The sequence below is a fragment of the Micromonospora sp. C28SCA-DRY-2 genome (assembly GCF_030519475.1).
In the GTDB taxonomy this organism is placed as follows: domain Bacteria; phylum Actinomycetota; class Actinomycetes; order Mycobacteriales; family Micromonosporaceae; genus Micromonospora.
In genome coordinates, this window is the sequence record NZ_JAUMKD010000006.1 from 80,848 (window position 1) to 100,855 (window position 20,008).

General features: G+C 75.4%; 18 protein-coding genes. 9 read left to right on the forward strand and 9 right to left on the reverse strand.

The features are described 5' to 3' along the window. Positions 1-19 precede the first annotated feature (19 nt). Positions 20-409 (forward strand): DUF2203 domain-containing protein, encoded by a 390-nt coding sequence (locus Q3W71_RS23260; protein ID WP_302921541.1) that lies wholly within the window; start codon positions 20-22, stop codon positions 407-409. Here Q3W71_RS23260 and Q3W71_RS23265 read toward each other — a convergent pair. Then, positions 395-1,183, reverse strand: a complete 789-nt coding sequence (locus tag Q3W71_RS23265; RefSeq protein ID WP_368051053.1) for a class F sortase — start codon at positions 1,181-1,183, stop codon at positions 395-397. The two genes, Q3W71_RS23260 and Q3W71_RS23265, sit on opposite strands and share 15 nt — an antisense overlap. Then, positions 1,180-2,031, reverse strand: a complete 852-nt coding sequence (locus Q3W71_RS23270) for a DUF4397 domain-containing protein (RefSeq protein ID WP_302921542.1) — start codon at positions 2,029-2,031, stop codon at positions 1,180-1,182. The genes Q3W71_RS23265 and Q3W71_RS23270 overlap by 4 nt, the downstream gene beginning before the upstream one ends. Positions 2,032-2,273: 242 nt before the next feature. Between Q3W71_RS23270 and Q3W71_RS23275 the strand changes: the two genes are divergently transcribed. After that, positions 2,274-3,080 (forward strand): SGNH/GDSL hydrolase family protein, encoded by an 807-nt coding sequence (locus Q3W71_RS23275; protein WP_302921543.1) that lies wholly within the window; start codon positions 2,274-2,276, stop codon positions 3,078-3,080. 393 nt (positions 3,081-3,473) lie between these two features. Here the strand turns inward: Q3W71_RS23275 and Q3W71_RS23280 are convergent, their stop codons facing one another. Then, positions 3,474-3,968, reverse strand: a complete 495-nt coding sequence (locus Q3W71_RS23280; RefSeq protein ID WP_302921545.1) for a glutathione peroxidase — start codon at positions 3,966-3,968, stop codon at positions 3,474-3,476. 200 nt (positions 3,969-4,168) lie between these two features. Here Q3W71_RS23280 and Q3W71_RS23285 point away from each other — a divergent pair, with 200 nt between their 5' ends. Then, positions 4,169-5,794, forward strand: a complete 1,626-nt coding sequence (locus Q3W71_RS23285) for a glycosyl hydrolase family 18 protein (protein ID WP_302921546.1) — start codon at positions 4,169-4,171, stop codon at positions 5,792-5,794. 69 nt (positions 5,795-5,863) lie between these two features. On the opposite strand, the gene Q3W71_RS23290 is transcribed toward Q3W71_RS23285, so the two are convergent. After that, a complete protein-coding gene (locus tag Q3W71_RS23290) occupies positions 5,864-6,865 on the reverse strand; it encodes a helix-turn-helix domain-containing protein (RefSeq protein WP_302921548.1) in 1,002 nt (333 codons plus the stop codon). Between the two features lie 183 nt (positions 6,866-7,048). On the opposite strand from Q3W71_RS23290, the gene Q3W71_RS23295 reads away from it, so the two are divergent. The 3 genes from Q3W71_RS23295 (at position 7,049) to Q3W71_RS23305 (ending at position 10,091) form a co-directional block, all read left to right on the forward strand. Next, positions 7,049-7,531: a hypothetical protein gene (locus tag Q3W71_RS23295; RefSeq protein WP_302921549.1), complete on the forward strand. Its 483-nt coding sequence runs from the start codon at positions 7,049-7,051 to the stop codon at positions 7,529-7,531. A gap of 87 nt (positions 7,532-7,618) precedes the next feature. After that, positions 7,619-9,025, forward strand: coding sequence for a class II 3-deoxy-7-phosphoheptulonate synthase (locus tag Q3W71_RS23300; RefSeq protein ID WP_302921550.1), 1,407 nt, complete (start codon positions 7,619-7,621; stop codon positions 9,023-9,025). A 46-nt stretch (positions 9,026-9,071) separates the two neighbouring features. After that, entirely contained in the window at positions 9,072-10,091 is a 1,020-nt protein-coding gene (locus Q3W71_RS23305) for a low specificity L-threonine aldolase (RefSeq protein ID WP_302921785.1), read from the forward strand. A gap of 96 nt (positions 10,092-10,187) precedes the next feature. On the opposite strand, the gene Q3W71_RS23310 is transcribed toward Q3W71_RS23305, so the two are convergent. Next, positions 10,188-11,063 carry a deoxyribonuclease IV gene (locus Q3W71_RS23310; RefSeq protein ID WP_302921551.1) on the reverse strand — a complete coding sequence of 292 codons (876 nt, stop codon included), beginning with the start codon at positions 11,061-11,063 and terminating at the stop codon, positions 10,188-10,190. After that, complete coding sequence (gene pknB / locus Q3W71_RS23315) at positions 11,063-13,048, reverse strand: Stk1 family PASTA domain-containing Ser/Thr kinase (RefSeq protein WP_302921552.1); 1,986 nt, start codon at positions 13,046-13,048, stop codon at positions 11,063-11,065. The genes Q3W71_RS23310 and pknB overlap by 1 nt, the downstream gene beginning before the upstream one ends. Positions 13,049-13,201: 153 nt before the next feature. Between pknB and Q3W71_RS23320 the strand changes: the two genes are divergently transcribed. After that, positions 13,202-13,663, forward strand: a complete 462-nt coding sequence (locus Q3W71_RS23320; RefSeq protein ID WP_302921553.1) for an Rv2175c family DNA-binding protein — start codon at positions 13,202-13,204, stop codon at positions 13,661-13,663. Between the two features lie 43 nt (positions 13,664-13,706). On the opposite strand, the gene Q3W71_RS23325 is transcribed toward Q3W71_RS23320, so the two are convergent. Together Q3W71_RS23325 and Q3W71_RS23330 are read right to left on the reverse strand one after the other, a co-directional pair. Continuing rightward, positions 13,707-14,789, reverse strand: coding sequence for a polyprenyl synthetase family protein (locus Q3W71_RS23325; protein WP_302921554.1), 1,083 nt, complete (start codon positions 14,787-14,789; stop codon positions 13,707-13,709). A 9-nt stretch (positions 14,790-14,798) separates the two neighbouring features. Continuing rightward, the gene (locus Q3W71_RS23330) at positions 14,799-16,184 is read right to left on the reverse strand and encodes a transcriptional regulator (RefSeq protein ID WP_302921555.1); all 1,386 of its coding nucleotides are present in this window, start codon (positions 16,182-16,184) and stop codon (positions 14,799-14,801) included. Positions 16,185-16,686: 502 nt separating this feature from the next. Between Q3W71_RS23330 and metF the strand changes: the two genes are divergently transcribed. Continuing rightward, on the forward strand, positions 16,687-17,604 hold the full coding sequence (gene metF / locus Q3W71_RS23335; RefSeq protein ID WP_302921557.1) for a methylenetetrahydrofolate reductase [NAD(P)H]: 918 nt from the start codon (positions 16,687-16,689) through the stop codon (positions 17,602-17,604). A gap of 44 nt (positions 17,605-17,648) precedes the next feature. Then, positions 17,649-18,371 (forward strand): CDP-alcohol phosphatidyltransferase family protein, encoded by a 723-nt coding sequence (locus Q3W71_RS23340; RefSeq protein WP_302921559.1) that lies wholly within the window; start codon positions 17,649-17,651, stop codon positions 18,369-18,371. Positions 18,372-18,518: 147 nt separating this feature from the next. Here Q3W71_RS23340 and Q3W71_RS23345 read toward each other — a convergent pair whose 3' ends face one another. Beyond that, on the reverse strand, positions 18,519-20,006 hold the full coding sequence (locus Q3W71_RS23345; RefSeq protein WP_302921560.1) for an NAD(P)/FAD-dependent oxidoreductase: 1,488 nt from the start codon (positions 20,004-20,006) through the stop codon (positions 18,519-18,521). Positions 20,007-20,008: the final 2 nt, after the last annotated feature.

Consider the following 20,008-nt stretch of genomic DNA (forward strand, 5'->3'; position numbering starts at 1 on the left):
AGTGCCCCATACTGGCCGGGTGTTCACACTCGCCCAGGCCCGGCACCTGGTGGCCACCCTGCGCCCCCGCGTCGACGAGCTGATCCGGCTCCGGGCCGACCTGGCCGAACTCCGCGCCGACCTGGCTCGGGAGGGCGCCAGCCCGCTCGGCGGGCGGGCCGAGGTCAAGGGGCTGGAGGCGCGGCTGCACGCCGTGCTGGACGAGCTGCACCAGCACGACATCCAGGTGAAGGGGATCGCCCCGGTGCTGCTCGACTTCCCCGGCGAGCGGGACGGCCGGCCGGTGCTCTGGTGCTGGCTGGAGGGGGACCCGGACCTGAACTGGTACCACCGCGTGGAGTGCGGCTTCGCCGGCCGCCGCCCGGTCTGGCCGGACTCCCGCTCCGGCCGCCGGTCAGCCGGCGGCTGACCGGGGCAGCGGGTCGCCGGCCGGCTCGGCGACGGCGAAGACCACCAGGTTGTCCCGGTAGTGGCCGCGGCGGCGGTCGAACTCGCCGCCGCAGGTGACCAGGCGCAGCTCCGGGCCCGGCGTCGGGCCGTACACCGCGCTGGTCGGGAAGCGGTCCTTGCCGGCGCGCAGCGTGCCGGTGACCCGGAACGGCACCACCCGGTCGCCGCGCCACACCTGCACCCGGTCACCCGGGCGCAACTCGCCGAGCCGGGCGAAGACGGCCGGCCCGTCCCGCGAGTCCAGGTGCCCGGCAATCACCGCCGGGCCCGGGTCGCCGGGGGCGGGGCCGCCGCCGTACCAGCCGGCGCGGTCGAAATCGGACGGCGCGGCCAGGGCGCCGGCCGCGTCCAGACCGAGCACGCTGAGCGGGGAGTCCACGCCGATCCGCGCCACCCGGAGCCGGCTGGGTGGGCCGGCGGCCGCCGCGCAGTCCGTCGCGCAGCCCGGACCCGCTGCCGGCGCGGGCCAGGTGGCCCCGAGTGCCGGCGCGGGCCGGGTGGCCGCGCCCGGGGCTGCCGGCCGGTCGGACCAGGACAGGGTTGCCGGTAGGTCGGACCGGCTCACGGCCGGACCGGGTGGGGCGGCCCGGCCGGCGGCCGGCGGGGGCGGGGCGGACCCGCCGAGGGCCGGCCCGACACCGGCCGCCAGGCAGAGGGCCGCGCCGGCCGCGACCAGCGCCGCCGGGCGTACCCGCCGGCGCCGCCGGACCGCCGGGCCGGGTCCGCCGGTCACCAGGGGGTACGCCGCCGGCGCAGCAGCACCAGCCCCGCCCCGACGAGCCCGGCCCCGGCCAGCCCGAGCAGCGGGTACGCCGACCGCTCCGGCCGCGCGGTGCCCCCCGCGCCGGTGTCCACACCCCCGGCCGGCACCACCGAACCGCCCTGGGCGTCCTGGCGCAGCTCGGTGGTGAGCCCGCCCCGCTTCGCGTCGAGCACCAGCAGCGAGTAGACCGCGCCGCGGGTCAGCTCGACCGCTGCCTCGGTGGTCGGGCCACCCGCGCCGCCGAGGCGCAGCCGCCACCGGCCCGGCTCCAGCTCGTGGTAGTCGGTGGTGGTGGCGAACGGCACGCCCTCGGCGATCCGTGGCCCGTCGGCGGCCGCCACGTCGAGCACCGGGGCGCGTACCGAGGCCTGCACGACGCGGAGCTTGGCCCGGCCGGGCGGCGGTGCGCTGAGGTCGTCGTGCAGCACCCGCAGCCCCAGGTCGGCGTGCCGCCCCACCCCGGCCACCGTGTACGCCGCGCCGCTGCTCACCGCCACCTCGGTGGTCAGCACCGGCGGTTCGTCGGCCGGTGCGCCCGCCTCGCGCATGGCCACCGCGTACCGCCCGGCCGGCAGCGGGAGGTACCGGGAGACCACCCCGTAGCCGACGGCCGGGAAGACCTGCGGCTCCGACCGGTCGGGCGCGGCCAGGTAGACGTCCACGGCGGGGGTGTCGGGGGAGAGGTGCGCCAGCCGCACGTACCCGACGGTCGCCGCACCGGCGGCCGGCGCGGCGGCGGCGGTCGCCAGCCCGGCGCCGAGCAGGAGCGCGCCGGCTCCGGCGAGCAGGCGGCGCGGCGTGGTCCGAAGCAGGTGCATGTCGCCTCCGGAGTGGACGGTGAGGATGCGTCCGGTAGAGAGTCCCGTCTGTGGGACTGCGGCGCAATCCTGGCGCGACCGACACGCCGGGACTCCGTCCGGTCACCCTGCGTCCGCCGTCCTCGCGGGCGCCGGGGGCGGCGGAAATCGCCACTGACCGACGCCGCACCGGCAGGATCTTTCCTTCGTCGATATTTAGTGATATCTATCTCGCACCGATCCTCCTACCCCCGGAGCGCGACGTGCGGAAATCCCGTCTGGCAACCCTCGCCATCAGCCTGGTCACCACCGTGGCCGCCACCCTCGCCATCGCGGTCGGGCCGGCTCAGGCCGCCCCCGCCGACCACTACGTCGCCCTCGGCGACTCGTACTCCTCCGGCGTGGGCGCCGGCAGCTACACCGCCGAGAGCGGCTCCTGCCAGCGCAGCACGAACGCCTATCCGGCGCTCTACGCGGCGGCCGTGCGCCCGGCGTCGTACCGCTCGGTCGCCTGCTCGGGCGCCACCACCAGCAGCGTGGTCAACACCCAGCTCGCCGCGCTCAGCTCCACCACCTCGCTGGTCAGCATCACGGTCGGCGGCAACGACGTGGGCTTCGCCAACATCATGACCACCTGCGTGCTCTACGGCACCACCGAGTGTGTGGCGGCGGTGCAGGCGGCCGAGGACAAGGCCCGTGCCGAACTGCCCGCCCTGCTGCGCACCGTCTACACGGGAATCCGCAACCGGGCGCCCTCGGCCCGGGTGGTGGTCGTCGGCTACCCGGTCTTCTACCAGCTCGGCACGGTCTGCGTCGGGCTCAGCGCCACCTCGCGGGCGAAGATCAACGAGGGCATCAACCTGGTCGACGACATCACCCGTAGCGCCGCCCAGGCGGCCGGGTTCACCTTCGCCGACGTCCGGTCCCAGTTCGTCGGCCACCAGCTGTGCAGCTACGGGGAGAAGTGGCTGCACGCCCTCAACTTCGCCAACCTCGGCATCTCCTACCACCCGACGGCGGCCGGGCAGTCCGGCGGCTACTACCCGGTCTTCCGCTCCGTCGCCGGCTGACGCCGCTGGCCTGCGGGGGTGTGATCGAAAGCGGTCACACCCCCGCACAGTGCCTGCCTCCGCGGCCGGCGACCGCGCCCCGTTTCCACCGGTCGTTCGGCCGTGGACCGGGCGAACATCTCGGCCTGCCGGGCTGCGTGGCGACGCCGCCGGGTTGGACGGGCCGGCGGGGCGGGTTGGCCGGCGCGGTCGTTCCTCCGGGATCGGCCGGGCGTGTCGTGGCGCCTCGGCCCGCGATGCTCTTCCCGCCGTGATCGACACCGTTTCGGCGATGTGGCGGCATCCCACGCCTGCGGACACCCCATGCCGCCGACACGGTGTCGATCACCGGGGTTGCGCGGCGACCGACGACGGGTGGGCGTCGGGCGGTGACCCGGGCGCGGGACGGTCGGGTCAGTCCCGGTTGGGCAGTACCTTCTCGATCGCGGCGCGCAACTCGGCGGAGTCCGGGGTCACCGTCGGGGCGAACCGGGCGGCGACCGTGCCGTCCGGCGCGACCAGGAACTTCTCGAAGTTCCACCGCACGTCGCCGGTGTGCCCCTCGGCGTCCGGGGTGGACACCAGCGCCGCGTAGAGCGGGTGCCGGCCGCGGCCGTTGACGTCGACCTTCTCCGTCAGCGGGAAGGTCACCCCGTAGTTGACCTGGCAGAAGTCGCTGATCTCGGCGGCGCTGCCCGGCTCCTGCCCGGCGAACTGGTTGCACGGCACGCCGAGCACCACCAGGCCGCGGTCGGCGTACTCCTCGTACAGCGCCTGGAGGCCGGCGTACTGCGGGGTGAGGCCGCAGCGGGAGGCGACGTTGACCACCAGCAGGGCCCGGCCGCGGTAGCGGGCGAGGTCGGCCGGGCCGCCGCCGAGGGCGTCGATCGGGGTGTCGAAGACGGTCATGCACCGAGGTTACGCGCTCGCCGCCGGGCGTAGAGAAGCCTCCCCACCGCGCGCCACGAAGGCTTCCCGCCGCACGCCGGCCGACCTCCCCGACGAGCCGGGGAAATCGAAACATGCACATCTTGACGAAGTGATGACGTCGTGAGTAGCGTCTCAGCAATCATTTTGGAAAGTTTCCTAACTGTTTGGGGAGACGCCACATGAAGAGATCGCTCCGCCGGGCCCTCTGGGCCGGCGCCGTGGTCGCCGTCACCGTCGCCACGGTGCCGATGGCCTCGGCGTTCGGTGCCGGCACCGTCACCACCACGTTCACCAAGGTGCAGGACTGGGGGACCGGTCACGAGGCCAGGGTGACGATCACCAACGGCTCGGACGCCCCGGTCAGCACCTGGCGTATCGAGTTCGACCTGCCCGCGGGCACCAGCATCAGCAGCTCCTGGGACGCGGACGTCACCCGCACCGGCGACCACTACGTCGCGGTGAAGAAGAGCTGGGCCGGGCCGATCGCTCCGGGCGCGGCCTTCAGCTGGGGCTACAACGGCAGCGGAGCGTACCGGGCGCCGCTGAACTGCACCATCAACGGCGCCCCGTGCGGCGGCGGCGCGCCGCCCACCACCACCGCCCCGCCGACCACCACGCCGCCGACGACGACCCCGCCGACCACCACGCCGCCCACCTCCAACCCGCCCACCACCAACCCGCCGGACCCGGGTGGCAAGAAGGTCGTCGGCTACTTCGCCCAGTGGGGCGTCTACGGCCGCAACTACCACGTCAAGAACATCCACACCAGCGGCTCGGCCGCGAAGCTGACCCACATCCTGTACGCCTTCGGCAACACCACCGGCGGCCGCTGCACCATCGGGGACAGCTACGCCGACTACGAGAAGGCGTACACCGCCGCGGACAGCGTGGACGGCGTCGCCGACACCTGGGACCAGCCGCTGCGGGGCAGCTTCAACCAGCTGCGCAAGCTCAAGAAGATGTACCCGCACCTGAAGGTGATCTGGTCCTTCGGCGGCTGGACCTGGTCCGGCGGCTTCACCCAGGCCGCGCAGAACCCGGCCGCGTTCGCCGAGAGCTGCTACAACCTGGTCGAGGACCCGCGCTGGGCGGACGTCTTCGACGGCATCGACGTCGACTGGGAGTACCCGAACGCCTGCGGCCTCACCTGCGACAGCAGCGGCCCGAACGCGTTCAAGAACGTGGTCGGCGCGCTGCGTACGAAGTTCGGCTCGTCGGCGCTGGTCACCGCGGCGATCACGGCGGACGGCAGCAACGGCGGCAAGATCGACGCCACCGACTACGCCGGCGCCGCGCCGCACCTCAACTGGATCATGCCGATGACGTACGACTTCTTCGGTGCGTGGGCCGCCCAGGGGCCGACCGCCCCGCACTCGCCGCTGACCTCGTACCCCGGCATCCCGCAGCAGGGCTTCTGGTCCGACGCGGCGATCCAGAAGCTCAAGAGCAAGGGCATCCCGGCCAACAAGCTGCTGCTCGGCATCGGCTTCTACGGCCGGGGCTGGACCGGGGTGACCCAGGCCGCCCCGGGCGGCACCGCCACCGGCGCGGCCCCGGGCACCTACGAGCAGGGCATCGAGGACTACAAGGTCCTCAAGAACACCTGCCCGGCCACCGGCACGATCGCCGGCACGGCGTACGCCAAGTGCGGCAGCAACTGGTGGAGCTACGACACCCCGTCGACCATCAACGGCAAGATGACGTACGCGAACAACCAGGGCCTCGGTGGCGCGTTCTTCTGGGAGCTCTCCGGTGACACCACCAACGGTGAGCTCATCGGCGCCATCAAGGGCGGTCTCGGCTAGGCCGTAGGCCGACGCACCACCCACACGGCGGGGAGGGACCACGCACCGGTCCCTCCCCGCCCGGTGGTGTCAGCGGGGCCGACGTGGCATCGAGCGGTCGCGGTGCTCCTGCGGGGAGAACCCGTACCGGGCCCGGAACACCCGGCTGAAGTGGGCGCTGTCCCGGAACCCCCACCGCGCGGCGACGGTCCGCACGGACAGGCCGCGCAGCCGCTCGTCGGCCAGGTCCCGGTGGCAGCGGGCCAGCCGCCGGTTGCGGATCAGCGCCGCCACGGTGGTGTCGGCGTCCTCGAAGAGCCGGTGCAGCGTGCGCAGCGAGACGTGGTGCGCGGTGGCCACCGTGGCCGGTCTCAACTCCGGGTCGCCCAGGTGCCGCTCCACGAACGCCTCGACCCCGGCGCGCAGGCCGGTGGCCCGGACCTCCGTCGGCAGCGTCTCCTCGATGTCCAGCCGCTGGGCGAGGGTGCCGGCGACGAGGTCCAGGGCGACCGTGTCGAGGCGGACGGCGTCGGCCGGGGCGTACTGCTCGGGATGGCCGACGACCTGCCGGATGAACTGGGCGAGCAGCAGCCCCATGCCGGCGCCCGCCGGGATCTCGGCGGCCAGCAGCCGGTCGGCCCGCCGGGCCGGTATGGGCAGCGCGGCCGGTGGCACCAGGGCGGTGACCGTGCTGAGCGGTCCGGCGGTGGGCCCGTCCGGGCGGTGCCACGAGCCGTGCGGCCGACCGGTGTGCACGAAGGCGAACCCGTGCGGGCCGAGGCGCGTCTCCCGGCGGTCCTGGATCATCGCGCCGTGCCCGGACAGCGGCAGCGCGAGGTGGTACATCTCCGGGTCGGAGCGGCGGATGTGGCGGGCGGTGCGCCGCATGTCGAGCGAGGGGTAGCGCCACGAGGAGAGCTTCACCGTGCCCAGGTCGACGACCCGGGCGGAGGCGGTGAAGTCGTGGGCGTGCGGGCTGTCCACGCGCGCCGGCGCCGACTCCCGGGCGACCAGTTCCTGCCAGAAGTCGAACCGCTCGGCCGCGGGCAGCATAGCGGTGTCGATCGACGCCGTCCCGAGAATCCCCGTCACCCCCGCCACTGTCGTCGCGGTCGCGCCGGGATCGGCCGCGGATGTCCACCGGCCGTCGGCACCGCCTCGACTGGAAGCAATGCTGCCAGAGAGCGTCCGCGCCTGACGAGCGGGCATGTGGGTGGGTGGATGTGACAGACTCGCGGCTCGGTATGTCTGGATGACCCGTCGACGGAGGTGGCGATGCGCGTGACGCACCGGAGGCTGGCGGCGACCGCCGCCCTGCTCGCGACCCTGCCGATCACCCTGCTCGGCTGCGGTCTGATCAAGGAGGACGACCCGGCGACCAAGCCCGGCCGGGCGCCCGCCGAGGAGGCGAGCGCGCGGGCCCGGGAGCGGGTGCAGGCGTACCTCGACGCGATGACCGCCAAGGACGTGGCCGCCGGCCGCAGCCAGTTCTGCGCGACCGCGCACGAGAGTTTCGACGCCGCCGCGACCGGCCCGAACGGCGACTTCGCCGACCACTTCCAGGTGCCGCAGGCCGAGATCACCGACATCCGGCCCGGCCCCCGGGGGCAGGAGGTCAGCACCTCGGTCTCGATCACCGTCGGCTCCCGCAAGGCCACCCGGTCGCTGCTGTTCACCGTCACCCGCAACGGCGCCGACTGGTGCATCGCCGGCGAGGAGCCGGGCGGGCACACTCCGGCCCCCGCCGTCACGCCCTGACCTGCGGGTGGGTGAGACGCCTCTCATCAGCCGGAACCGGACCCCTCGCCGGTCGGCGGGCCCGGCGGTCGCCGTACGCTTTCTGGCATGCGCCATGAGTGGCACCAGCTGAGCCATCCCGCCGTGGGCAGCCCCGGCCTGCAGACCAGCCGTCCGACCGTCGACTCCGCCGAGGACGCGGCCCTCGGCCTGGACCGCTGGCGGGACCTGCCCCGGGCGCAGACCCCGCCCTGGCCGGACCCGGCCCGGGTCGCCGAGGTCTGCAAGGTGCTCGACACCGTCCCGTCGGTGGTGGCGCCGTACGAGGTCGACCAGCTCCGGCAGCGGCTCGCGCTGGTCTGCGAGGGCAAGGCGTTCCTGCTCCAGGGTGGCGACTGCGCGGAGACCTTCGCCGACAACACCGAGAGCCACCTGCTGGCCAACGCCCGCACCCTGCTCCAGATGGCGATCGTGCTCACCTACGGCGCGTCGCTGCCGGTGGTCAAGGTGGCCCGGGTGGCCGGCCAGTACACCAAGCCGCGCTCGCTGCCGACCGACGCCCGCGGCCTGCCCGCCTACCGGGGCGACATGATCAACTCGCTGGAGGCCACGCCGGACGCCCGGGTCGCCGACCCGCAGCGCATGATCCGGGCGTACGCGAACTCGGCCGCCGCGATGAACATGCTCCGCGCGTACCTGGCCGGCGGGCTCGCCGACCTGCACGCGGTGCACGACTGGAACAAGGGCTTCGTGCGGAACTCGCCGGCCGGCGAGCGCTACGAGGCGATCGCCCGGGAGATCGACCGGGCGCTGGCCTTCATCCGGGCCTGCGGGATGACCGACGACGAGGCGCTGCGCACGGTCACCCTCTACTGCTCGCACGAGGCCCTCGCGCTGGAATACGACCGGGCGCTGACCCGGGTCTCCGACCGCCGGGCGTACGGGCTCTCCGGGCACTTCCTCTGGATCGGCGAGCGCACCCGGCAGATCGACGGCGCGCACATCGACTTCATCTCCCGCATCGCCAACCCGATCGGGGTCAAGCTCGGCCCGACCACCACCCCGGACGAGGCGATCGAGCTCTGCGAGAAGCTCAACCCCGACAACATCCCCGGCCGGCTCACCCTGATCAGCCGGATGGGCAACCACCGGGTCCGCGACGCCCTGCCACCGATCGTGTCCAAGGTCACCGCGGCCGGCGCCAAGGTGGTCTGGCAGTGCGACCCGATGCACGGCAACACGCACGAGTCGTCCAACGGCTACAAGACCCGGCACTTCGACCGCATCGTCGACGAGGTGCTCGGCTACTTCGAGGTGCACCGCGGCCTGGACACCCACCCGGGCGGCCTGCACGTCGAGCTCACCGGCGAGGACGTCACCGAGTGCCTCGGCGGGGCCCAGGGCATCGAGGACCTCGACCTGCCCGACCGGTACGAGACCGCCTGCGACCCTCGGCTGAACACCCAGCAGTCGCTGGAGCTGGCCTTCCTGGTGGCGGAGATGCTCCGTGGCTGAGGCGAGGAGTGAACTCGCGAGCCCCGCGGCCGCGAGCGCAGACATGATCGTCGACCTTCGGTCGGACACGGTGACCCGGCCGACCGCCGGGATGCGGGAGGCGATGGCCACCGCGGAGGTCGGCGACGACGTCTACGGCGAGGACCCGACGGTCAACGCGCTGGAGGCCGAGGTCGCCGCGCTCTTCGGGCACGAGGCGGCGCTGTTCGCCCCGAGCGGGTCGATGGCCAACCAGATCGCCCTGCAACTGGTGGTGCCGCCGGCCAACGAGCTGCTCTGCGACGCCGACGCGCACGTGGTCACGTACGAGATCGGCGCCGCGGCCGCGTACGGCGGCATCTCGTCGCGGACCTGGCCGGCGGTCGGCGCGGACCTCGACCCCGACGTGGTCGCCGCCATGATCCGGCCGGACGGCTACTTCGCGGTCCCGACCCGGGCGATCGCCGTGGAGCAGACCCACAACCGTGGCGGGGGCGGCGTGATCCCGCTGGCCACCCTGCGCCAGCTGCGCCGGGTCGCCGACGACGCGGGGGTCGCGCTGCACTGCGACGGGGCCCGGATCTGGCACGCGCACGTCGCCGACGGGGTGCCGCTGGCCGAGTACGGCGGGCTCTTCGACACCCTGTCGGTCTGCCTCTCCAAGGGGCTCGGCGCGCCGGTCGGCTCGCTGGTGGTCGGCAGCGCCGAGAAGATCGAACGGGCCCGGTGGATCCGCAAGCGGATGGGCGGCGGCATGCGCCAGGCCGGCATCCTCGCCGCGGCCGGCCGGTACGCCCTGGCCCACCACCTCGACCGGCTCGCCGAGGACCACGCCAAGGCGGCCCGGCTGGCCGAGGCGATCGCGCCGTTCGGGGTGCTCGCCAGCCCGGTGCGCACCAACGTGGTGCCGCTCGACCTGACCAAGGCCCCGCTGGACGCGCACGCGCTGGCCGCCGCCGCCCGCGCCGAGGGGGTGCTGGTCTCGGTGCTCGGCCCGCGCACCGCCCGCCTGGTCACCCACATGGACGTCGACGACGCCGCCGTCGACCGCGCCACCACCACCCTCACCGGCATCCTCCGCGCCTGACCCTCCGCCTTCGTCCGGCGAACGAGTGGCTGTTCCGCGGGGGACAGCCGCTCGTTCCCGGAAGGTGCGCGGCCGGCCACCCCGGGGTGAGGGCGGTCAGGGGTGGAGGCGGGTGAGGGTGGCGATGTCGGCGGCGTGCCCGACGTGCTTCTCCGTGGGCGTCTCCACCACGATCGGCAGGCCGGCGGTGGCCGGGTGCCGCATGAGCTCGGCGAACGCGGGCTCGCCGATGGTGCCCTTGCCGATGTTCTCGTGCCGGTCCCGGGTCGAGCCGCACAGGTCCTTCGAGTCGTTGGCGTGCACCAGCTTCAGCCGGTCGGGCCCGACCGTCGCCACCAGCGTGTCCAGGGTCGCCGTCATGCCGCCCTCGGCGGCCAGGTCGTGCCCGGCGGCCCAGGCGTGGCAGGTGTCGAAGCAGACCCCGAGCCAGGGGTGCCGGTCCACCGCGTCGAGGTAGGGCCCGAGCTGCTCCACCCGGGAGGCGAGCGAGCGGCCGCCACCGGCGCTCGGCTCCACCAGCAGCATCGGCCCGCCCTCGGCCGCGGCGCTGTCCAGCAGCGGCAGCAGCGCCTCGCGGACCTGCCGCATCGCCGCCTCGGCGTGCCCGGCGTCCACCGCGCTGCCGGCGTGGAACACCACCCCGCGGGCGCCGATCGCGGTGCCCCGGCGCAGCGCGTGGGCCAGCGTCAGTGCCGACCGCTCGACCGTCGCGGCGGTCGGCGAGCCGAGGTTGACCAGCAGCGACGCGTGGATGAAGACCGGTACGTCCCGTTCGGCGCAGCCGTCGCGGAACAGCGCGTCCTGGACCGGGTCGCCCGGCGGCAGCGCCCAGCCGCGGGAGTTCGAGACGTAGACCTGCACCACCTCGGAGCGCGCCGCGTCGAGGTACGGCAGGGCCGCCCTGGCCAGGCCGCCGGAGGTGGGCGTGTGCGAGCCCACCCGCCGGCGTCCGTCGGGCTGTGCCGCGGTCATCACAGGCACCCGAGGGTGACCTGGGTGCCCGGCGGCACCTGGCTGTTCTCGTTCGGGTTCTGGAAGCGCACGATGCCGTTCGGGTTGAACTGCACGGCCACCGGGAAGCCCTGGCTCTCCAGCAGCTGTTTCGCCTGCGGGCAGGGCAGGTCGACCACCCGGGGTACCACCGTCAGCGGCGGGCCCTTGCTGATGTCCAGCTTGACCTGGGCGCCCTTCTCCACGCCGGTGCCGTCGGACGGGCTCTGCCCGAGGATCTCGTCCCGGGGCTTGTCGGAGTCCTTGTAGTTCTCCACCAGCACCAGGCCGAGCCGGTTCAGGGTCGCCCGGGCCTCGGTGAGGCTCTTGCCGACCAGGTTCGGCACCGAGACCGGGGCCCGGCCCTTGCTCAGGATGAGCGTGACCTTGGCGCCCGGCTTGACCTCGGTGCCCACCTTCGGGTTGGTGTCGATGACCACTCCGGCCGGCAGGTTGTCGTCGTAGCGCGCCGCACCCTTGACCGCCACCAGCTTCAGGTTGACCAGATCCGCCTCGGCCAGTTCGAAGTCCTTGCCGACCACGTCCGGCACCGGGAACCGCTCCGGACCCAGCGAGAGGGTGAGGGTGATCGTCCCGCCCTTGACGATCCGGCTCGCCGAGGCCGGGTCCTGCCCCAGCACGGCGTCCTTCGGGACCTGCTCGTCGTGGCGCGGCTCGGCGTACCTGAGGGTGAAGCCGGCGCGCTCGGCCTGCGCCTCCGCCTCGGCCTTGGTCAGGCTCACCAGCTGCGGGGCGACGGTGTAGCGGCCCACGCCGAACCACCACCCGGTCAGGGCGGCGACCAGGCCGAGCACCACCACGGCCGCGGCGACGGCCTGCCGGCCGCGCCGGTCGGCCATCACCCGGGCGCGCAGCGCCACCAGCCGCGACCACAGGTCCTGCCCGTCCTCCGGGGCGGCCCGCCGCCGGCCGGCGCGGGGTCCGCCGCCCTCGGGCAGCCGGGCCCAGGACGGCCGCTCGGCGGGCTTGACCGCCGCGACCACCATGGTCGGCTGGGCCACCGGCGGCTCGTCGGTCACCCGGCGCAGCACGGCGGTACGCGTGTTCGGGTTGCCCAGGTCGTCCCGGGCCACCTGCACCTCGGCCAGCAGGGCGCCGGCGTCGGTCGGCCGGGCGCCCGGGTCGCGCCGGGTGGCCCGGGCGACCAGGTCGTCGAGGACCTTCGGCAGGCCGGGCACCAGCGTCGACGGCGCCGGTACGTCCTGGTCGACGTGCTGCCAGGCGACCTCCACCGGGCGGTCCCCGTCGTACGGGACCCGGCCGGTGAGCATCTCGAACAGCACGATGCCGGCGGAGTAGACGTCGGTGCGCGGGTCGGCGTGCCCGTCGGTGACCAGCTCCGGCGCGACGTACGCCACGGTCGCCATCAGCTGGTTGCCCTGCGTCTCGTCGGCGCTCGCCTCGACCGCCCGGGCCAGCCCGAAGTCGGCCACCTTCACCACGCTGTCGACCAGGTTGGCCACGCCGCCGGTCGGCGCCTCGGCGACCAGCACGTTCTCCGGCTTGACGTCCCGGTGCACCAGCCCGGCCCGGTGCGCGGCGGCGATCGCGGCGAGCATCTGCTCGAAGATGGCCAGCGCCTCGTCCGGGTTGAGCCGGCGCCGCTCGGCGAGCACCTCGCGCAGGGTGCGGCCGCGCACGTACTCCATGACCAGGTAGGGCAGCCCGGAGTGGGTGCCCTGGTCGTAGACCGCCACCACGTTCGGGTGGGTCAGCCGGGCGATGGTCTTCGCCTCGTCGGTGAACCGCTCCAGGAACCCGGCCAGGCGGGCCCGCGCCTCCGGGGCCTGGGTCGGATGAATGATCTTTACCGCCACGGTGCGCTCCAGGCGCTCGTCGGTGGCGGTGTACACGGTCGCCATGCCGCCACGGGCCACGCGACCGCGGATGCGGTAGCGCCCGTCGATCAGCGAGCCCAGCAACGTGTCGGCGACCTGTGTGTCCATCGGCAGGCAGTCTATGTGTCCGGAGGGTGAAGGTTGAACAGGATGCTACAGCCGGGGGGCGAGCGCACCCGTTCCCGCCGCGCGCCACCTGCGGACATGGCCCCTTCGGGGTGCCGTTGACGCAGGCCCGGCGAGGCATGGCAGGGTGGTCGGGTGACCGACTCCGTACCCGCCGACCGGGGCGCGCCCGCCCCCGACCTCGCCGGCCCCGCCGACCCGGCCGACTGGCTGACCCTGCCGGACGTCGCCGAGCGCCTCGACGTGTCGATCAGCAAGGTGCACCAGATGGTCCGGGACCGGGAGCTGATCGCGGTCCGCCGCGACGGCGTCCGCCGGATCCCGGTGGACCTGGTGGCCAACCGTACGGTGCTCAAGCACCTGCCCGGCGTACTCACCCTGCTCGCCGACGCCGGCTACGACGACGAGGCCGCGCTGCGCTGGCTCTACGAGCCCGACGAGAGCCTCCCCGGCGCCACCCCCGCCGACGCGATGCTCCGGGACGCGCTGCTGGAGAACATCCACCGGGCCAACCTGGCTTCTTCCACCCCACCACCTCCCCGGGTCGCCCCGGTGATCATGGTTAGCGGGGGGGAAATGTCCGTTACGGACCGCTAACCTCATGATCAACGTGCGGAAGCGGGGGGTGGGGGGGTGGGGGTTAGTCGGCGCGGCGGGTGGCGGCGATGGCTAGGTCTACCAGGGCCTGGCGGGCCTCGGTGTCCAGGTCGACGGTGGTCAGGGCGGCCAGCGCGGCGTCGGTGAGGGTGACGATCCGCTGCTCGGTACGGGCCAGCGCGCCGCAGGCGGTGATCAGCTCGCGGAGCCGGGCGACGCCCGCCTCGTCCAACTCCGGGTCACCCAGCCGGCCGAGCAGCAGCTCCCGGCCCGCCTCGTCGGTCGCCTCCAGGGCGGCCGCCACCAGGTAGGTGCGCTTGCCCTCGCGCAGGTCGTCGCCGGCCGGCTTGCCGGTCTGGGCCGGGTCGCCGAACACCCCGAGCACGTCGTCGCGGAGCTGGAACGCCTCGCCCAGCGGCAGCCCGTACGCCGAGTACGCGGTGCGCACGTCCGCCGCCGCGCCGGCCAGCGCGGCGCCGAGCAGCAGCGGCCGCTCGACCGTGTACTTCGCCGACTTGTAGCGGGCGACCTTGCCGGCCCGCTCCACCGAGGTGTCCCCGGTGGCCTGGGTCAGCACGTCGAGGTACTGCCCGACGGTCACCTCGGTGCGCATCTCGTCGAAGACCGGCCGGGCCCGGGCCACCGTGCCCGGCTCCAGCCCGGCCGAGTGCAGCAGCTCGTCGGACCAGACCAGGCACAGGTCGCCGAGCAGGATCGCCGCCGCGTCGCCGAAGCCGTTCGGGTCCCCGCGCCAGCCGGCCGACCGGTGCCGGCTGGCGAACCGCCGGTGCACCGCCGGCTCGCCCCGCCGGGTGTCCGAGCGGTCCATCAGGTCGTCGTGGATCAGGGCGCTGGCCTGGACGAACTCCAGCGCGGCCAGGGCGCTCACCACCTGGTCGGAGTCCACCCCGCCGGCGCCCCGGTAGCCCCAGTAGGCGAACGCCGGCCGGAGCCGCTTGCCGCCGCCGAGCACGAACGCCTCGATCGCCTCGGCGACCGGCGCCAGGGCGTCGTCGACCCCGGCCATCCAGGTGCGTTGGGTGGCCAGGAACTCGGCCAGGGCCTTGTCGACCCGTTGGCGCAGCCCGGCGCGGTCGACGGGGGAAACAGGAGCAGCGTCGGTCACGCCCCGACGCTAGCCGGTCCACCTCCGTGCTGTCCTACCCGTGGGTATCCGACGCGCCGTGCCGGGGGTGCCGCGAGCCGGCGGCGCCGCCGAGCGGGGCCGGGTCGGGGGCGCCGCCGGCGCGCGGGGCAGGTACGGCCGGGCCGCCGCGACGAGCGCCGCGTACCGCCGGACCGCCGGTTCGTGCCGGTGCCCGGCCAGCCGGCGACGCAGCTCGGAGAGCTGGCCGAGCGCCCGCGGCGAGCCGGCGCGGACCGCGTCCAGCAACGCCTCGCCGGCCACCGCGCAGGCCCGTTCGACCTCGCCGAGTTGCAGGTAGCCCCGGGCCAGCCAGCCGCCGTAGATCGCCGCGCCGCGCGGGTGCCCGCGCCGGCGAACGGCGGCCAGCGGCGCCTCGGCCGGACCGGGGCGGCCCAGCGCGACCAGGGTGCGCCCGGTCATCGCGGCCAGTTCCGCCCCGTCGAGCCAGTAGAGCCAGGACGGCTCCCGGCCGGGTTCCGGCGGCTCGTCGCCCGCGCGCCGCGCCCCGTCGAGGGCCTGCCGGGCCGCGGCGGCCCGCCCGTCGAGGGCGGCCGCCAGGGCCACCCGGTGCAGCAGCAGCGCCCGCAGGCCGGGCGTGGCGTGCCGGCGCACCCCGGCGTAGCCGGTGCGGGCCAGCACCAGCGCGCCGGCCGGGTCGCCGACGCCGGCCAGCAGGTGGCTGGCGGAGCCGAGCACGTGCCCGGCGAGCGGGACGTCGCCGGCCGCCGTGGCGGCCCGCAGCGCCAGGCGGTAGGCGTCCAGCCCGCCCGCCGGGTCCCCGGCGTCGGCGGCGAGCCAGCCGGCCAGCTGGGCGGACTCGGCCAGCACCGGCAGCAGCCGGCGGCGGGCCGCCGGGGTCGTCCCGGACAGCGCCCGGACCGCCCGCCGCAGCCGGCCGGCCGCCAGGCCGGCCAGGTCGGCCCCGCCGCACAGGTCGTCGAGCCGGCGCAGCTCGTCGGGCGGCCGCCGATCCCGGTCCGGCGGGTCGGGTTCCACCGGCCCGGGCGGCGCGGCGACCAGCAGGGCGGCGCGCGGGTCGGTCAGCCACCGCTGGGCCAGCGCGAGCAGCGCGGCTCGGGAGCGGGCGCCGGCACCGCGGACGGCCGGCGGGGTGCCCAGCGCCCGGGACCGGGCCGCGGCGGAGCGCAGCGGCTCGACCGGCGCCGCCAGCACGACGGCGAGCCAGCCGAGCCAGAAGTCACCGGGGACGCGCAGGTGCCGCTCCCACCGGGAGACCTCGTGCCGGCTCAGCGTCGGCACGCCGGCGGCGGCGCAGAGCTCGGCGGCCAGCCGTGGCTGGCTCCAGCCGCGAGCCAGCCGGAGCTGGGCGAGCAGCGGCCCGAGCAGCCGCGGGCCGGGCGGAAACGGCGTCATGAAGGTCCTCCGGGCGGGCGTCGGCACGGCGGCGGCGCGCCCCGCCGGACGGGACCGCTGCGCCACCGATCGGATCTCGACCCCCGCGCGCCCCCGGTGCGGCCGGTCCCCGGCCGACCCACCCGCGCTGGTCCATACCTACTCCCCGGGTACGACGCTTTCCGGCGCCCGTCGGCGCGAGCACCCCGGCGGCGACGGGTGCCGCCGCCGCGGCGGCGTGGGCGGGTTGGCGGCGGCGTCACCGGCCGGCTGCCGCGCGGTGCCGCCGGCCGCCGGGGGCCGGGCCGGCCCCCGGGTGGCCCGGGCACGGCGTTGCCGGGCGGCGGCCGGGACGCCCGGTGGCCCGGCGCACTCTGCCGGGTGGCGGCCGGGGCGGCCGGGTCGCGGCCGGGCGCTGCCGGGTGGCGGCCGGGTGGCTGCCGGGTCGCGCCCGGGCGGCCGCGGTGTCCGACGGGGTGGGAAGGGCGTGGGTGCGATCGGCGCCGCCCGCTAGAGTCGGGGCGTGGCGCTCGGTCTTCCCTCCGTCCTTCCCCATTCGCAGCCGGCGATCGGGGAGCTGATCCGTGACCGCCAGCCGACCTTCTCCTTCGAGTTCTTCCCACCGAAGACCGAGCAGGGCGAGCGGCTGCTCTGGCAGGCGATCCGCGAGCTGGAGCCGCTGCGCCCCTCGTTCGTCTCGATCACCTACGGCGCGGGCGGGTCGACCCGGGACACCACGGTCGCGGTCACCGAGCGGATCGCCACCGAGACCACCCTGCTGCCGATGGCCCACCTCACCGCTGTCAACCACTCCGTCGCCGAGCTGCGGCACGTGATCGGCCGGCTCGCCGGGGTCGGCGTACGCAACGTGCTGGCCGTGCGGGGCGACCCGCCGGGCAACCCGGGCGGCGAGTGGGTCCGCCACCCCGAGGGCGTGCTCTACGCCGAGGAGCTGGTCCGCCTGGTCCGCGAGTCCGGTGACTTCAGCGTGGGGGTGGCCGCCTTCCCGTACAAGCACCCCCGGTCGCCCGACGTGGCCAGCGACACCGAGTACTTCGTCCGTAAATGTCGGGCCGGTGCCGAGTTCGCGATCACCCAGATGTTCTTCGACGCCGACGACTACCTGCGGCTGCGCGACCGGGTGGCGGCCGCCGGCTGCGACACCCCGATCCTGGCCGGCGTGATGCCGGTGACCCAGATGGGCACCATCGAGCGGTCGGTGCAGCTGTCCGGGGCGCCGTTCCCGCCGGCCCTGGCCGAGCGGTTCGAGCGGGTCGCCGACGATCCGGAGGCGGTGCGCCGGCTCGGCATCGAGCAGGCCAGCGAGATGTGCCGGCGGCTGCTCGACGAGGGCGTGCCGGGGATCCACTTCATCACCCTCAACCGCTCCACCGCCACCCGCGAGGTCTGGCAGAACCTTCAGGTGGGCGCGCGGGTGTGAGCGTACGGGCCGCGACACCTCGGCCGCGGTGCGACGGTTGATCCGTGGTGGGCACACAGCAGCTGAAGTGGGACGACTACGCGACCGCCTGGGCCCGGCTGCACGGGGGGTTCGATCCCCGGGTGGCGGCTCCGGTGGTGCGCGCCTGGCTGCGGTTCGCGTACCACGTCGGGTACGTGCTCGGCCGGCTCCGGATCGGCCCGACCCCGGTGACGGTGGCCGGCGTGCTGCTCTGCGTCTGCGTGCCGGTGTTCGCCGTACGCCCGGGGGACGGGCCGTTCCTCGGGGCGCTGTTCGTGCTGCTCGCCGCGGTGGCGGACAGCGTCGACGGGGCGGTGGCGGTGGCCACCGGCCGGACCACCCGGCTCGGCTACGTCTACGACTCGGTCGCCGACCGGCTCGGTGAGGTCGCCTGGCTGGTCGCGTTCTGGCTGGTCGGGGCCCCGGGTGCGCTGGTGGCCACGGCCGGCGCGCTGTCCTGGCTGCACGAGTACGTCCGGGCCCGGGCGGTGGCCGCGGGCATGCGGGAGATCGGCGCGGTGACCGTGGGGGAGCGCCCCACCCGGGTCTCGGTGGCCCTGGCCGGGCTGCTGCTCGCCGGGCTGACCGGGCTGATCGAGCCGGACCTCGCCGCCGGGACCATCACCATGGCCACCGCCGTCTGGGTGCTGCTGGCCGCCTTCGGCCTGGGCCAGCTCCTCTCGGCCGTCCGCCGCGCCCTGCTCGACGCGGACCGGCCACCGGACCGGGCCGCCGCGCCGCGCTGATCGGCACCGCTCGCGGTCCGGCGCCTTCCGGCCGCCCGCCGGCGGCGTGGTTGCCCGGCCCAGCCACCGCGAGGTGCCACACCCCGGGCCCGCCCCGCCCGGCTGGGCGACCACCGGCTCAGCGGCCCACCGGCTGAGCGGCCGGAGTTACCAGGCGGGGCCGATCTCGTCGGCGACGATCTGCGCGGAGAGGGTGACCATCGGCAGGCCGCCGCCGGGGTGGCTGGAGCCGCCGACCAGCCACAGTCCGTGTACCGGGCCGCGGTTGGCCGGGCGGAGCAGCCCGCCGGCCGTGCCGTAGATCGACCCGCCGGGCGCGCCGGCCGCGGTGTCCAGGTCGGCCGGGGTGCGGATCTGGCGGAACAGCAGCCGGTCGCGCACGTCGACGCCGCGCGCGGCCAGCACGTCCAGGATCCGGTCCGCGTACGCCTCGGCCAGCCCGGGCCGCCGCCAGTCCACGGCGCCGGCGGCGGTGCCGTGCCGGGGCGCGTTGACCAGCACGAACCACGCCTCGTGCCCGGCCGGGCGGACCAGCGGGTCGTCGGCGACGGTGACGAACACCGTCGGGTCGGGCGCCGGGCGGGCGCGCCGCCCGCGGCCCGGGTCGCCGAAGACCGCGTCGAACTCGGCGTCGTAGTCGCGCGGGAAGAACACGGTGTGGTGGGCCAGGCCGGATCCGCCGGTCACCCCGAGCAGCAGCACGAAGCCCGCCAGGCTGCGGTCGGCGAGCCCGGCCAGCCGGCGCGGGCTGGGCAGCAGGTCCCGGTAGACGGTCAGCGCGTCGGCGTTGGCCACCACCGCGTCGGCGGGGACGGGCGCGGCGACGCCGGCGAGGCGTACCCCGGTCACCCGCCCGCCGGCGGCGTCGATCCGGGTGACCTCGGCGCCGGTCCGCACCACCACGCCGAGATCCAGGCAGCGGGTCAGCAGCGCGTCGGCCAGGGTGCCCAGCCCGCCGCGCAGGTACCAGCCGCCGAAGGTCAGCTCGGCGTAGGGGACGGCGACCAGCGCGGCCGGGGCCCGGCGCGGGTCGGCGCCGGTGTACGTGGCGTACCGGTCCAGCAGCATCCGCAGCCGGGGGTCGGACAGGTGGCGGCGACCCAGCCCGCGCAGGCTCCGGCCGGGAGCGATCGCGGCCAGGTCGCCGAGCCGCCAGGCCAGCGCGGCCAGGTCCCGCGGGGAACCGACCGGGCGGCGCAGGATGTCCTGGTGGGAGGCCTGCCAGACCCGGCCGGCCCGACGCCACAGCCGCTGCCAGTCGGTCGCGGCCCGGTCGCCGAGCGCGGCGCCGATCCGGGCGGCGAACTCGACCGGGTCGGCGCACGAGTCCAGCGCCGGGCCGCCGCCGGGGAAGACGTGCCGGACGATCGGGTCCAGCGGCGTGAGGTCGAGGTACTCGTCGAGCTTCGCACCGGTCGCCTCGAACAGGTCGTGGAAGACCTCGGGCAGGGTGAGCAGGCTGGGCCCGGTGTCGAAGTGGAACGGGCCGGCCGGCGTGTCGTGCACGTACCGGCCGAGCTTGCCGCCCACCGTGTCGGCCCGTTCCAAGACGGTGACCTGGTGCCCGGTGACGGCCAGCCGCGCTGCGGTGGCCAGCCCGCCGACTCCGGCGCCGACGACCACGATCCGCGCCATGC

Coding starts and splice junctions, on each gene's coding strand:
- Q3W71_RS23270 (WP_302921542.1), bottom strand. CDS start 2,031: ATGCACCTGCTTCGGACCACGCCGCGCCGCCTGCTCGCCGGAGCCGGC.
- Q3W71_RS23280 (WP_302921545.1), bottom strand. CDS start 3,968: ATGACCGTCTTCGACACCCCGATCGACGCCCTCGGCGGCGGCCCGGCC.
- Q3W71_RS23285 (WP_302921546.1), top strand. CDS start 4,169: ATGAAGAGATCGCTCCGCCGGGCCCTCTGGGCCGGCGCCGTGGTCGCC.
- Q3W71_RS23295 (WP_302921549.1), top strand. CDS start 7,049: ATGCGCGTGACGCACCGGAGGCTGGCGGCGACCGCCGCCCTGCTCGCG.
- Q3W71_RS23300 (WP_302921550.1), top strand. CDS start 7,619: ATGCGCCATGAGTGGCACCAGCTGAGCCATCCCGCCGTGGGCAGCCCC.
- Q3W71_RS23310 (WP_302921551.1), bottom strand. CDS start 11,063: ATGACCGCGGCACAGCCCGACGGACGCCGGCGGGTGGGCTCGCACACG.
- pknB (WP_302921552.1), bottom strand. CDS start 13,048: ATGGACACACAGGTCGCCGACACGTTGCTGGGCTCGCTGATCGACGGG.
- Q3W71_RS23330 (WP_302921555.1), bottom strand. CDS start 16,184: ATGACGCCGTTTCCGCCCGGCCCGCGGCTGCTCGGGCCGCTGCTCGCC.
- Q3W71_RS23345 (WP_302921560.1), bottom strand. CDS start 20,006: ATGGCGCGGATCGTGGTCGTCGGCGCCGGAGTCGGCGGGCTGGCCACC.